At 64.6% G+C, this 13,653-nt stretch carries 12 protein-coding genes and 2 pseudogenes; 4 read left to right on the top strand and 10 right to left on the bottom strand.

Going from position 1 to position 13,653, the window contains the following annotated elements:
* Positions 1–97: 97 nt before the first annotated feature.
* The 5 genes from copM (HGN31_RS10855) to HGN31_RS16845 all read right to left on the bottom strand — a co-directional run bounded on the left by copM (HGN31_RS10855) (position 98) and on the right by HGN31_RS16845 (position 6,508).
* Positions 98–1,621 (bottom strand): CopM family metallochaperone, encoded by a 1,524-nt coding sequence (copM, locus tag HGN31_RS10855; RefSeq protein WP_168783188.1) that lies wholly within the window; start codon positions 1,619–1,621, stop codon positions 98–100.
* Between the two features lie 768 nt (positions 1,622–2,389).
* Positions 2,390–4,657 carry a heavy metal translocating P-type ATPase gene (locus HGN31_RS10850; RefSeq protein ID WP_211096286.1) on the bottom strand — a complete coding sequence of 756 codons (2,268 nt, stop codon included), beginning with the start codon at positions 4,655–4,657 and terminating at the stop codon, positions 2,390–2,392.
* A 457-nt stretch (positions 4,658–5,114) separates the two neighbouring features.
* Positions 5,115–5,612 (bottom strand): CopM family metallochaperone, encoded by a 498-nt coding sequence (copM, locus tag HGN31_RS16675; protein WP_168783187.1) that lies wholly within the window; start codon positions 5,610–5,612, stop codon positions 5,115–5,117.
* 37 nt (positions 5,613–5,649) lie between these two features.
* Complete coding sequence (locus HGN31_RS10840) at positions 5,650–5,982, bottom strand: four-helix bundle copper-binding protein (RefSeq protein WP_168783186.1); 333 nt, start codon at positions 5,980–5,982, stop codon at positions 5,650–5,652.
* Between the two features lie 184 nt (positions 5,983–6,166).
* Positions 6,167–6,508 carry a hypothetical protein gene (locus HGN31_RS16845; protein ID WP_483406936.1) on the bottom strand — a complete coding sequence of 114 codons (342 nt, stop codon included), beginning with the start codon at positions 6,506–6,508 and terminating at the stop codon, positions 6,167–6,169.
* A 221-nt stretch (positions 6,509–6,729) separates the two neighbouring features.
* Between HGN31_RS16845 and HGN31_RS10835 the strand changes: the two are divergent.
* The 3 genes and pseudogenes from HGN31_RS10835 to HGN31_RS10825 all read left to right on the top strand — a co-directional run.
* A pseudogene (locus HGN31_RS10835) lies at positions 6,730–7,244 on the top strand (transposase); the annotation flags it as partial.
* A gap of 49 nt (positions 7,245–7,293) precedes the next feature.
* Positions 7,294–8,519 (top strand): IS3 family transposase gene (locus HGN31_RS10830; RefSeq protein ID WP_139306057.1). Its coding sequence is split into 2 segments (ribosomal slippage): positions 7,294–7,636 and positions 7,636–8,519, totalling 1,227 coding nucleotides; the frame shifts between segments, so codons are not numbered across the junction.
* Positions 8,520–8,540: 21 nt separating this feature from the next.
* Positions 8,541–8,732, top strand: a pseudogene (locus tag HGN31_RS10825) (IS3 family transposase); the annotation flags it as partial.
* 23 nt (positions 8,733–8,755) lie between these two features.
* On the opposite strand, the gene tnpC reads toward HGN31_RS10825, so the two are convergent.
* The 5 genes from tnpC to HGN31_RS16790 form a co-directional block, all read right to left on the bottom strand.
* Entirely contained in the window at positions 8,756–10,255 is a 1,500-nt protein-coding gene (gene tnpC / locus HGN31_RS10820) for an IS66 family transposase (protein WP_168783185.1), read from the bottom strand.
* 58 nt (positions 10,256–10,313) lie between these two features.
* Positions 10,314–10,661, bottom strand: coding sequence for an IS66 family insertion sequence element accessory protein TnpB (tnpB, locus tag HGN31_RS10815; RefSeq protein ID WP_036705738.1), 348 nt, complete (start codon positions 10,659–10,661; stop codon positions 10,314–10,316).
* Positions 10,658–11,053, bottom strand: coding sequence for an IS66-like element accessory protein TnpA (tnpA, locus tag HGN31_RS10810; protein ID WP_036712921.1), 396 nt, complete (start codon positions 11,051–11,053; stop codon positions 10,658–10,660). Before tnpA ends, tnpB begins: the two co-directional genes overlap by 4 nt.
* Positions 11,054–11,329: 276 nt before the next feature.
* Entirely contained in the window at positions 11,330–12,172 is an 843-nt protein-coding gene (locus HGN31_RS10805) for an IS3 family transposase (protein ID WP_168783184.1), read from the bottom strand.
* An 8-nt stretch (positions 12,173–12,180) separates the two neighbouring features.
* Positions 12,181–12,324, bottom strand: a complete 144-nt coding sequence (locus HGN31_RS16790; RefSeq protein ID WP_168783183.1) for a hypothetical protein — start codon at positions 12,322–12,324, stop codon at positions 12,181–12,183.
* 55 nt (positions 12,325–12,379) lie between these two features.
* Here HGN31_RS16790 and HGN31_RS10795 point away from each other — a divergent pair.
* A protein-coding gene (locus tag HGN31_RS10795; protein ID WP_168781936.1) for an IS3 family transposase occupies positions 12,380–13,569 on the top strand; the annotation gives its coding sequence in 2 pieces (ribosomal slippage) (positions 12,380–12,632 and positions 12,632–13,569; 1,191 coding nt in all).
* Positions 13,570–13,653: the final 84 nt, after the last annotated feature.

Here is a 13,653-nt window from a genome sequence, read left to right as displayed (position 1 = left end):
GAAGTGCCGCGCGAGCGGCGCTGGAGAGGCTAAGTTTGGTGAGGTGGCCTTGATCGGACTGGCGCCGGGAAATTCGGCGCCACCTTCTGCGATCCGGTCAGTTCGACGGCCCATAGACGATGCCGTTCGGGCGGTCGCCCACCGGCACCGATCCGACGACCTCCTGGCGCGCAACGTCGATGACCGAGACGCTGTCGTCCGCGATGTTGGTCACGAACACGAAGGCGCCGTCCGCCGAAACCGACACACCATGCGCGCCAGGAGCGGTTTTCAGCGTCTTAGCAACCTTGCCGGTCGCCGTGTCGATCACCGACACGGTGTCGTTCGGCGCGGCCTCGGTCCCCTGGTTGGCAACATAGACCTGCCTGCCGTCGGGGGTTGCGATCATCTGGATCGGATTGGGACCGACCTCGATCCTGCCTGTGACCTCGCGCGTGGCGGTGTCGATCACCGCCACGCGGTTCTCGTCGCGCAGCGAGACATAGATCCGGCTGCCATCAGGGGTGAAGCCGACCTGAACCGGCGCCGTGCCCACCGGGATGCGTGCCGCCTCGGTGAGGTTGGCCGTGTCGATGACCGAGATCGACCCGTCCTCGACATTGGCGACGTAGAGCTCGGTCCCGTCTGGGCTGAGCCGCAGCCCGTGCGGGTAAGCTCCGGTCTCGATGCGCTCGACCACCGATGCGTTCGCGAGATCGACCACCGCGACCTCGTCCGCGCCCGAGAGGGACGCATAGGCGCGACCCCGCGTATCGGCAACGACGTGGGCCGGGTGGGCACCGACCTCGACCGTGACAGCAGGCTTCGAGAGGTCCTGTGGTTCGAGCATTACCAGAAGTCCCGCGGCGTCCCCGTCGTGGCCATGCCCTTCCGAGCCATGATCACCGGAAGCCGGAGTGCCGACCGCCAGCAGGAAGCGCCCGTCCGGCGTCAGATCGACGTTATGGGGCGCCACCGGGATCGGCGTCGTGGTCACGGTCCCGGTGCCGAGGCCGATGGCGCTGATCGAGCTGCCGCCTTCGTCGGCGGACCAGACGGTGCCGCCGGTCTGGCCGAAGTCGATAGCCTCAGGGCTACCTTTCTCCTTTAGCCAGGCTTCCATCTCGGCGATCTCGCGCTCCTGCGCGGCGATGATCTGCTCGGCCCATGCCTTGGTCTGCGGATCATCCCCGTGTTGCTGCACGATCCGGGCCATGTCGATCGCGCCCTGATGATGCCGGATCATGCCCCGCACGAAGGCCGTGTCGGGGTCATCGGCCATGACGCCGTCCATCATCGGCCCGTGCATTGCGTCCATGGCGTCCACATAGGCGCGGGTGAAGTCGGGAACGTTTCCGTCGGCTGGCGCCATTCCGGCAGCTTTCGATGCATCGACCGCACCGTGCATCATCCCGCCCTGCATCATCTGCTGCATGGCGCTCATGCACTCGGCAGGCACGGCCTGCATCATGGTCCGCATCTGGTCTGGCATACCCGGCATCGGCATCGTCGGGGCGGCAGGCGCAGCGGCCTGTTCTTGCGTCTGTGCAGGGTGGTGGGTGTCATGCCCGGCCTGCGCCAGGGCAACAGCCGGTAGCCCTGCCGCGAGGCCGAGGGAAAGGGCGATTGCAGTTCGTTTCATTGCTGTTCATCCATGTCCGGGAAAACGCGGCATCACACAGCGCACGCGCAGCCCCCTAGTGATCGTTGATGTCCGAGTGGCGTTATCGGCCTGTCGGCCGAAGTGGCCGGAAGGCGCGGACCTCTCGGATCCGCAACGCCTTCACGCAGCGACTGATGAACGTGGTGGCCGCAGGATTCCCTCGGGAGTCCGCCCCAAGCGACCCACCAGAATGCCGAGGCGGGTCTCCCCGCCGGAAGGCGGATCGGCCCGCGGGCTCTCTGGCAGAAGGGCGGTGATCGTGCAGAACTGGGCGCAGCAGTCGTCCTGGGAACCCGGCCCGCTCCCGCCGGAACCGTCCTGATCCCCGGAAGTCGCCCGGGCACAGCCGGACGCCGCATGAGAATGATCGCAACCCTGGTCCAGGCTAGCGGCGACAGCTCGCTCGGCATGGACCGTGTGTGCTGCCGGGAGGGTGTGGGCTCCGGCCTGCAAAGCCAGGGCGGCGAAAGACACGATCAGCCATACGGTTGCCAGCCATTGCCTCCAGCAGCCGCGAAGCCCCATGCCCTTTGCCACACCCCTGCTCATCAGACCGTTCGTTCTCTTCCTCTGGACCGTCTCAGGCTTCCTGCCTGCTCGGGAAGCAGGGAAGCGGCCATTTTCTGACAGTGCCATTATCACACCACGTCCTGCGGGACGACGACACCTGAAACCGGCCAAGGCAGGTTGCGACATGATGCCGCCCGTCGAAGGCGCTGACGATCGACTCTGGCCGCCTTCCGGTCATCACAGCTTCACCCCCCGCAGCCGCGACGCGTTCGCGATCACGCTGACCGAGGACAGCGCCATGGCGGCGGCCGCGATGATCGGCGACAGCAGGATGCCGAAGAACGGATACAGCACGCCGGCCGCGACCGGGATGCCGAGCGCGTTGTAGATGAAAGCGAAGAACAGGTTCTGGCGGATGTTGCGCATCACCGCCTGCGACAGCCGCCGCGCCCGCACGATGCCGGTGAGATCGCCCTTCAGCAGCGTGACCCCCGCGCTCTCCATCGCCACGTCGGTGCCGGTGCCCATGGCGATGCCGACATCGGCGGCAGCTAACGCCGGCGCATCGTTCACGCCGTCTCCCGCCATCGCCACGACTTCCCCTGCCGCCTTGTGCCGCTGCACGACCTCGCTTTTCTGATCCGGCAGGACCTCCGCCTCGACCTCGTCGATGCCGAGTTGGCGGGCCACGGCCCTTGCCGTCGTCCAGTTGTCCCCGGTCAACATGACCACGCGGATGCCCTGCGCCTTCAGCGCGGCCAGCGCCTCGGGCGTCGTGGCCTTGACCGGGTCCGCGATGGCGAAGATCGCGGCGACCTGCCCATCGACGCCCATGAAGATTGCCGTCGCCCCGTCCTCGCGCAGCTTGTCGGCCTGCTCAGCCAGCGGCGCGACATCGACCCCCTGTTCGGTCAGGAACTTCGCGTTTCCCAGCGGAATGCGCTTGCCTTCCACCACCCCGAGCGCCCCCTTGCCGGTCGGCGAGTCGAAGTCGGCAACAGGCGCGAGCGGGATCTCTCGCTCCTCTGCTGCCCGTACGATGGCGAGCGCGAGCGGATGCTCGCTCGCCCGTTCCACGCTGGCGGCAAGACGCAGGACGTCGGCCTCGGCCCAACCAGGTGCCGGAACGATGGCGGTGACGGCGGGCCGCCCCTCGGTCAGCGTTCCGGTCTTGTCCACGATGATCGTGTCCACCTTTTCCATGTGCTCCAAGGCTTCTGCGTTCTTGATCAGCACGCCCGCCTGCGCGCCGCGTCCGACGCCGACCATGATCGACATCGGCGTGGCCAGCCCCAGCGCACAGGGACAGGCGATGATAAGGACGGATACGGCGGCAACGAGGCCAAAGGAGAACTGCGGCTCGGGGCCCCAGATCGACCAGGCAATGAAGGCGAGAAGGGCAACCCCGATCACCGCCGGCACGAACCAGCCCGACACTTGGTCGGCAAGCCGCTGGATCGGGGCACGGCTGCGCTGTGCTTCTGCGACAAGCTGGACGATCTGCGACAGCATGGTGTCGCGGCCGACCCGGCGGGCCTCGATCACCAGGGCGCCGGATTGGTTCATGGTCCCGCCGATTGCCTTGGAGCCGACCTCCTTCGTCACCGGCATGGACTCGCCCGTCACCATCGACTCGTCCACGGCACTGCGGCCTTCGAGCACCTCGCCATCGACCGGCACCTTCTCGCCCGGCCGCACGCGAAGCCGGTCGCCGACACGGACCGCATCCAGCTGGACCTCTTCCTCGCTCCCATCCTCGTGGATGCGCCGGGCGGTCTTGGGGGCCAGGTCGAGTAGCGCGCGGATGGCGCCGCTTGTGCTCTCGCGGGCGCGCAGTTCCAGCACCTGCCCCAGCAGCACGAGCACGGTGATGACCGCGGCAGCCTCAAAATAGACTGCGACCGAGCCGTCATGCTGGCGAAAGGCGTCCGGGAAGATGCCGGGCACGAGTGTCGCAACGACGCTGTAGATCCACGCCGCCCCCGTGCCCATGGCAATCAGGGTGAACATGTTCAGGTTGCGCGTGACCAGCGACTGCCAGCCGCGCTGGAAGAAGGGCCACCCGGCCCACAGGACCACCGGAGTCGCGAGGATCAACTGGATCCAGTTCGAGCTGCGTTGGCTGACGAGGTGATCGAGGCCGAGCAGGTGCCCTCCCATTTCCAGCAGGAACACGGGGATCGTCAGCACCAGCCCGATCCAGAAGCGACGGCGCATGTCGATCAGTTCGAGATTGGGCTCAGCTTCCAGGCTGACCAGCACCGGCTCAAGCGCCATGCCGCAGATCGGGCACAACCCCGGCCCGACCTGTCGGATCTCGGGGTGCATGGGACAGGTGTAGATCGTTCCCTCGGGCACGGGGGAGGCCTTTGCCGCCGATGCGGCTGGATCGAGATAGCGGTCCGGCTCTGCCAGGAATTTCGTGCGGCAACCGTCTGAGCAGAAGTAATAGGGCCGGCCGGCGTGCTCCGCCTTGTGCTGCGTCGCATGGGGATCGACCATCATGCCGCAGACCGGGTCCTTGACCTGATGCGCGCCGTCACTCGGAGCCGTCGCTGGGGCGTGCGAGTGCTCTGACCCGTGGTGGCTGGAATGAACATGCTCGTGATGGTGATGCTGATGGTCGCCGTCGCGAGAGCTGCTCTCCATGTGGAGGGAGGCTGGGTGTTGGTCTTTGCTCTTGCTGGCCATCATTTACCTCGTCTGGAATCTACCCGAGAATCGCCCGCGATTGTCCTGCACCTTCCTGTCGCTGGAAGGTCAAGAAGAAATCATGAAGCGGAAGCCGTTGCATCAATCGTCATGATGAACGCTCCCCGCTTCGGGTTTTGCCTGCGCGACCTGTCGGAACAGGCATGGCCGCCGCGAGACAACCGACATGGGTTCACCTCCTGTAGACGCGCCAGGCACTCCTTGCTGTCGTTGTGGCCGCCGCAGCTTCAAGCTCCGGCGGCCCGAGTCCTTACTGCTGGCCCGCGTTCTTCTCGACCCAGGCGGTCATCTCCTCGATTTCCGGGCCTTGGGCGTCGATGATCTTCTGAGCCATCGCTTTCGACTCCTCGTCGTCGCCATACTTCAACTCGACCTCGGCCATGGCGATGGCGCCGGCATGATGCGCGATCATCCCGCAGTGGAAGGCAAGGTCGGGGTCCTTGATGGTGTGGGTGGCCATCATCGGGCCGTTCATCTCCATCATGGCCTGCATGGAGGCCTGCTGGGCCTCATCCATTCCTTCCATGCCGCCCATCATGCCGGACATGTCCATGCCCTGCATCATTCCTGGCATTCCGGACTGCTGGATCGCGTCCTGGCAGCCTTGGGGCAGGATCGACAGGTCCGTCATGGAGCCTCCCTGTCCCGCCATGTGGCCCGCCTGCCCCCCGGTCCCGCTTTCCTGGGCGAGAGCCGCGGGCGCGGCGAGAAGGACGGCGAAGATGGCGGCTAGCTCGAACTTACGCATGAAGGTTCTCCTTTGATGTAACTGGTTTCTAGTGCAGTCAGGCGGCCATTTTCCGGCAGCTTTCGGCGCACCGGCGGCAGGCATCGACGCATTCCTGCATGTCGCCGACCTGCTCGCAGCTCTGGGCGCACTCCTCGCAGACTTCAGCGCAGACCCCGCAGGTGCGCTTGTGAAGATCGCTGCCCATCAGCATGAAGTTTGCCGAGGTCTGGCAGATCTCGGCGCAGGCTATCATGAGCCGGAAATGCTTCGGCTCGACATGCTGGCCGCCTGCCTCCAGGCAATGGTTCATGGCCATGCTGAGGCAGACGCTGTGGCAGCGCTGGCATTCGTCGATGCAGCTCTGCATTTCAGTGGACATCTGGTGCATGTGGCTTCTCCGTTGCGAAAGCGCCGGAAACAGGAAGCGGCGAGCGCGGCGCCAGTCTCACCGCCATCGAGGACGCAAGGTGAAAGCCTCGCGCTCATTGACCGCAATCCGCCCGTCTGAGGCTTGGAAGTGAAGCGCCCATTTCTTCAATCAGGCTTGGCGCTTCACTTCCGATGGAACGCGATCAGATCCGATAGGTGAGCCGTGGAGGACGACGCAGCCCTTCAGGGTCGTGCCCCGCCAATGAGGAGACAACGAACCGGGAATTCGACCATACGCCCCAAGGCTCGTTCAGATGAGTATCCACGTCCGGCATCAGCGCCAGCAGACACGCCTCTCCGCAGCAGGGAGCAGTACCATCCTTGGCAGTGCCATGCTTGTGGCCGACCGCCGATGAATGCTCATGGTTCCCACCCGGCTCGCCAGGAGTATGACCTGCGACGAGCGATGTCTCAGCGTGAGCAACGGAATGATCGTGGGCGTGGGGAAGTGCGCCTTTGGCAGCTGCACCATGCGCCACGAACATCGCGACCGCCAGAATTGCGATTGCACTCGCAAGCTTCTGCCAGACCGACACAACTCTCGTCCTGGTGACTGATCGTCCCATGGCACAGGAACGCCAACGACGAGGAGTCGTTCCTGCTGGCAAAAGGGAGGTAAAGAAAACGGAGGTTTTCTTGCTGACCTGCCCCCCGCGAGATCCCTCAGTCTGATGTAGAGTCTGCTCAACCGCGAAGGAGCAGACGAATGAGGAGAAGCCGTTTCACCGAGGCGCAGATCATCGGGATGCTGAAGGAGCAGGAGGCTGGCATGCCGACAGCTGAGGTGTGCCGCAGGCATGGTCTCAGCCCGGCGACGTTCTACAAGCTAAAAGCCAAGTATGGCGGCATGGAAGTCTCCGAAGCCGCCAGGCTGAAGGCGCTGGAAGATGAGAACGCCAAGCTGAAGCGCCTGCTGGCCGACACGATGCTCGACAATGTCGTCCTGAAGGATCTTCTGGGAAAGAACTGACGACGCTGACCAAGCGGCGAGAGGCAGCGCTCAAGGCAATGCGGGATCACGAGATCTCGCAGCGTCGGGCCTGCCAGCTTGTCGGTGTCGATCCCAAAACGGTCCGGCGCACACGCCCGCCGGACTGCCCAGAGATCCGCGAGGAGATGAAGGAGATCGCCGGGAAGCGGCGCCGGTTCGGTTATCGCCGGATCGGCATTCTGCTCGAGCGCAAGGGAATGATCATGAACCACAAGAAGCTCTATGAACTGGCCCCCTTTTCGACCGGACACCTGGGCATAATCATGGAGGCTTAGGCATATGCCTGAGCATGTGATCATGTCTGAGATCGAGATCATCACCGACGGCGGCCGCCGTCGTCGCTGGAGCGCGGCCGAGAAGCTGCGCATTGTCGAGGAGACGCTGGACAAGAGGGCCAGCATTTCGGTAGTCGCCCGCCGCAATGGCGTTGCCCCGAACTTGCTCTATCGTTGGCGCCGCCTGATGCTGGATGGGGGAGCCGTGGCCGTGTCGGAAGATGACGATGTGACCAGCAACCGGACCGTCCGGCAGATGGAAGACCGGATCCGCGAACTCGAGCGCCAGCTCGGCCGCAAGACGCTGGAGGCCGAGATCCTGCGCGAGGCCCTGGACAAGGCACGCTCAAAAAAACCGACCTTGCTCGCGCGGTCGCCTCTCAGGGACGGTTTCCGGTGAAGGTCGTCGCCGAGACCCTGGGGGTGGCCCGTTCCAACCTGATCGACCGCCTGCAAGGCAGGGCGAAGCCGCGTCGGCGCTATCACAAGGCGCAAGACGCGGCGGTGGTGCCGTTGATCATGGCGCTCGTGTCAGCGCGTCCCACATACGGCTATCGCAGGATCACGGCGCTTCTGAACCGCCAACTGCGGGCGGAAAGCCTGGCGCCCGTGAACCACAAACGGGTTTACCGGATCATGAAGGCCCACAACCTGCTGCTGGCGCGGGAATATTCCGAACGCCCCGAGCATGTGCACGACGGCAAGATCATCGTGATGCGCTCGAACCTGCGCTGGTGCAGCGACGGGTTTGAGTTCACCTGCTGGAACGGCGACATCGTCCGCGGCGCCTTCATCATCGATGCCCATGATCGGGAAATCATCGCCTGGCGGGCTGTGGTCAACGCCGGGGTCAGCGGCTCGGACATCCGGGACCTGATGCTCGAGGCCGTCGAGCGCCGGTTCGGCACATACCGTGCGCCTGCGGTCATCGAGATGCTGTCCGACAACGGCTCGCCCTACATCGCCAAGGACACGCAGGTCTTCGCCCGCCAGCTGGGCCTGAAGCCCTGCTTCACCCCGGTGCGAAGCCCGCAGAGCAACGGCATCTCGGAGGCTTTCGTGAAGACGCTGAAACGCGACTACGTCCAGGTCACGCCGCTGCCGGATGCCAGGACCGCCCTCGGATTGATCGGCGCCTGGATCGAGGATTACAACGAAAACCACCCGCACTCAGGGCTGAAGATGCGCTCGCCTCGCGAGTTCATCAAAGTTCAAACCGCAACGGCCTGAGTGTCCCGCGAAACGGGGGCAAGACCACTCTATCGGCTCTACCGAGAGGAGGGACTGTCGGTGAAGCGACGGCGCGGGCGCAAGCGGGCCCGCGGGTCACGCACGCCGATGCCGGAGGCGGCGCATCCCAACGCCCGCTGGTCGCTCGACTTTTTGGCCGACAGCTTTGGCGCCGCGCGCAAGTTCCGCATTCTGGCGGTGATCGACGATTGCTGCGTAAGCGTCCGGCCTGACCGCTACCCGTTCCATCGCCATGGGAGCAGATCGTCGACCTTTGTGATCTTGTAGTCGGGGATGCGGGCCAGGGTATCAGCGAGCCAGGCGAGTGGATCGACGGCGTTGAGCTTGGCTGTCCCGATGAGGGTGTAGGCGATGGCGGCGGCCTTTCCGCCTGCTTCCGAGCCGACGAAGAGGTAGTTCTTGCGGCAGAGGGCAACGGCGCGCATGCCGCGTTCGGCGGCGTTGTTGTCGAGTTCGAGAATGCCGTGGTCGAGGTAGGGGCGCAGACGCTGCATGCGGGTCAGGGCGTAGCGGATGGCGGCGGCTAGCGGGGATTTGCCTGAGATCGTGGTGAGTTGCATCGCCAGCCACGCCTCCAGCTCGTCGAAGACGGGGGCGGCATGGGCCTGTCGCAGTTCGGCACGGCGATCAGGCGGAGCGCCACGGGCCTCCTTCTCCACGGCATAGAGCCGGGCGATCCGAGTTATGGCCTCTTGGGCTATCGGAGAGCCCTGGGATCGGTGGATGTCGACGAACTTGCGCCGGACATGGGCCATGCAGGCGACCTCGCGGATGGCGCCTGAGCGGTAGAGGTCTTCAAACCCGGCATAGCCGTCGGCGTGCATCCAGCCGCGATAGCGGGCGAGGTGATCCTTGGGGTGCTGGCCTTTGCGGTCGCCCGAGAAGCGATACCAGGCAGCGGGCGGCGCGGAGCCGCCCCAAGGGCGTTCGTCACGGGCATAAGTCCAGAGCCGGGCGGTGCGGGTCTTGCCGGTGCCCGGGGCGAGCATGCTGACCGGCGTGTCGTCGGCGAAGATCGCCTCGGCCGACAGGACATGGCGACCGATGGCGTCAGCGAGGGGTTCAAGCAAGGCAGTGGATTTGCCGACCCAGTCGGCCAGCGTCGAGCGATCCAGATCGAGCCCCTCACGATCGAAGATCTGGCTCTGGCGATAGAGCGGCAAGTGATCTGCATACTTGCTGACCAGCACATGGGCCAGCAGACCCGGCCCCGGGCGGCCACGCTCGATGGGGCGAGAGGGCAGCGGGGCCTGGACGAACCGTTCGCAGCAGGTGCAGGTCAGGCGCGGCCGGACGATCCGGTTCACGATAAACCGGCTGGGAACATACTCCAACTCCTCGGTGACATCCTCCCCGATCCGGCGCAGACGGCCTCCGCAATCGGCGCAAGCCTCGGCACCGGGGCCGAGTTCGACCTCCATCCGTGGGATATGATCCGGGATCGGGCGGCGCTTGGGTTTGTCCTTCTCCTCGATGTCCGGCAGTCGCATCCGGGCGGTCATCGCGGCAGCAGCGATCTCGCTGCTCTCCAGCGCCAGTTGAAGCTGTTCTGCCGTCTCCGACGATGCCCCGAACCGGTGGGCGCGGTGCCCTGCCAACTGGTGCCGCAGCTTCTCGATCAGGATCGCCTGGGCCTTCACCTCGGCCAAGAGCCGCGCGGTGAAGCTGCGCAGCTCCTCTGGGTCTTCCGGCAGGGCCAGGGTCTGATCGAGCATGCGGGAAGTTTATCCCACGGGATTCCTTGTGGGAATCATTGATTACAGGTCCTGTGGACTATCCCGCCGCCAGAGGCCGCCACGTCCGTTCCGGGGCCCGCCAGTCGATGCCCTCCAGCAGCATCGACAGTTGCGCAGGCGACAAAGCCACCTTGCCCTCCTTGGCCGAGGGCCAGACGAAGCGGCCCTTCTCCAGCCGCTTCATGAACATGCAGGCCCCTTGGCCGTCCCACCAGATGACCTTGACCAGATCACCCCGGCGGCCCCGGAAGACAAAAAGATGCCCGCCGAATGGGTTCTGCTTCAGCACAGCCTCGGCCTGCGCCGCCAAGGCTGCAAAGCCCTTGCGCATGTCCGTCACCCCGGCGGCCAACCAGACCCGCGTGTTCGCCGGAACCGGGATCATACCGTGAGCCCCCGGATCAGCCGCGCGAGCGCCCCAGGATCGTAGTTGCCACTGATGCGCATCCGATGCCCGCCCGCGAGCTCGATCTCGATGCAACTGTCGGCGGCAGGTCCTGCCGGGGCAGACCTGGGCTCCGCGACAATCTCTACCGGCAGAAAGCGCGCCTGTTCTGGCAGGGGCGGAGCCGAGGCGGGGTCCGGCGCATAACGGGGATCGCGCAGCCACTTGAAGATCAGGTTCGCGTTTACCGCGTAGCGCCGGGCAACCTGGGCCACGGAAACACCCGGCGCAGCCGTCTGGAAGCAGATCGACCGCTTCTCCTCGTCCGTCCAGAGCCGCTTCGTCCGACGCGCCACGACATCACCATAGTGTCCACTATCGATGGTGGACACTATCCGCCCCTCTCACCCCGCGGCAGGGCGGCCAGGACGGACGCTTACAGTCTTTCAGAAGAGGGTCGGTGATGGTCATTGCTCTGCCTATGCATTGCTTGCGATGAGACGAGAGCTAGCGGTTCACGGTTGGGACAGTGGCGGGGTATGTCCCAACTATTTTCGGGGATTATGCCTGTTCCAAAGCTTCCGGTTTGCTTCTGACGATATCCCAACACCTCCTTTAGCGGTTATCTTTGAGCTACTCCCCATCGGTTGGACAGTTTAGGGAATGATTTAAGCTACTCTCTGCCCCTGCTGGTCGGTTTCGATCTGGTTGAAGTAGACCACGGCGGGCGGCTGTCCGCCATGGGCTGCATGGGGCCGCTGGTGATTGTAGAAGGTGATCCATCGGCCAACGCCGGCCTTGGCCTGCGAGCCGGTTTCCCATGCATGCAGGTAGACGCATTCATACTTCAGCGACCGCCAGAAGCGTTCGATGAAGATGTTGTCGAGGCAGCGCCCTTTCCCGTCCATCGATATCCGCGTGCCGATCCGCTTCAGCCGGTCCGTCCAGGCGAAGGACGTGAACTGCGAGCCCTGGTCGGTGTTCATGATCTCGGGCGGGCCGAAGCAGTGGACCGCCTCGTTCAGTGCCTCGACGCAGAAGTCCGCCTCAAGTGTGTTCGAGATGCGCCAGGCCAGCACCTTGCGGGTGAACCAGTCCATGATGGCCACCAGGTAGAGGAAGCCTCGTCGCATCGGCAGGTAGGTGATGTCGGCGCACCAGACCTGGTTGGGCCGATCGACCCGCAGCCCGCCCAGCAGGTAGGGATAGGTCTTGTGCCCCTTCGCGGGCTTGCTGGTGTTGGGCTTCTGGTAGATCGGCATCAGGCACATGAGCCGCATCAGCCGCCGGATGCGCTTCTGGTTCACAGGATGGCCCTCGTTCTGCAGGTGCCAGGTCATCTGCCGAACACCATAGAACGGGGTTTCCAGGAACCGCCGGTCGATCAGCCGCATCAGCGCGAGGTTCACCACGCTCTCGCCCCGCGGCGCGTAGTAGAACGACGACCGCGAGATCGACAGCAGGCGGCATTGCGCCCCGACCGACAGCTGGGGGTGATGGCGTTCGATCATCCCGCGCCTCACTTGCCGGTCCAGGGCTTGAGCTTTCGTGACAAAAAATCGTTGGCAACGGCCAGCTCTCCGATCTTGGCATGCAGCGACCGCACCGTATCTTCGTCGACCTCGGCCTTCTTCTTGCTGCCACGCTCGAAGTGACCTGCCACGGGCTTTTTCCTCCATCTGTGACTAGAGTCCGGCCCAACGAGAGGACGGACGAAGATGAAGAAGGCACGACGGACCGAGGAACAGATTATCGGTATCCTTCAGGAGCATGATGCCGGCGCGAAGTGCGCAGATCTGTGCCGCAAGCACGGCATGTCGGAAGGCACATTTTACGCTTGGAAGGCGAAGTATGGCGGGATGACGGTGTCGGAGGCGAAGCGGCTGAAGGCACTCGAGGACGAGAACGCCAGGCTGAAGCGCTTGCTGGCTGACCAGATGCTCGACATGGCTGCGATGAAAGAACTGCTGTCAAAAAAGTGGTAACGCCCGCCGTGAAGCGCGAGGCTGTCGCGCACCTGAAGGCCCATCTCGGGCTGTCGGAGCGGCGGGCGTGCCAGATTGCCGGGGCGGACCGGACGATGGTGCGCTACCAGTCCCAGCGAGCGCCGGACACGGCGCTGCGCGGGCGGTTGCGGGATCTGGCCAACGAGCGGCGCAGGTTCGGCTACCGGCGGCTGTTCGTGCTGCTCAGGCGCGAGGGAGAGCCATCCGGGATCAACCGCATCTATCGGCTTTACCGAGAAGAGGGCTTAACCGTGCGTAAACGCAAAGCGCGCCGCAAGGCCCTCGGAACGAGGGCACCGATCCTGATCGAGACACGAGCCAATGCACGGTGGTCGCTGGACTTCGTCCATGACCAGTTCGCCTGCGGGCGGCGCTTCCGGGTGCTGAACGTGGTTGACGACGTCACCCGCGAATGTCTGGCGGCGATCCCGGACACCTCGATTTCGGGCCGCCGCGTGGCTCGGGAACTGACGGCGCTGATCGAACGCCGCGGCAGGCCTGGAATGATTGTCAGCGATAACGGGACAGAGCTGACATCGAACGCGATCCTGAAGTGGTGCGCCGAGCACAAGGTCGAATGGCATTACATTGCGCCGGGCAAGCCGATGCAGAACGGGTTCGTCGAAAGCTTCAACGGCAGGATGCGGGACGAGCTTCTGAACGAGGCCCTGTTCCGCAACATCGCCCATGCCCGTGACCTGATCGCTGCCTGGGTCACGGATTACAACACCGAAAGGCCCCACTCGGCCTTGGGCTACCAGACCCCTGTAGGGTTTGCCGCGAACCTGAACCCCGCAATCGCCCGCCCCGCTGCGCGAGATGAAAGCTCCGCGCGCCGGGCGATTGCTCAACCCGCGCCAACAGGCGTAAACAAAAACCGGGCTCAGGTCGCCGTTGGATGAAAGTTCAGTGGCAGGTCACCAGTCACTCAGCATCTCTGCACCACCTTTACCACCTGCCCGGGTTGCCCGGTGACATGATCCGCC

Origin of the sequence: Paracoccus sanguinis (assembly GCF_012689545.1) — a bacterium.
In the GTDB taxonomy this organism is placed as follows: domain Bacteria; phylum Pseudomonadota; class Alphaproteobacteria; order Rhodobacterales; family Rhodobacteraceae; genus Paracoccus; species Paracoccus panacisoli.
Note: the sequence above shows the minus strand (reverse complement) of the source record. Positions and strands in the feature narration are given on the sequence as shown.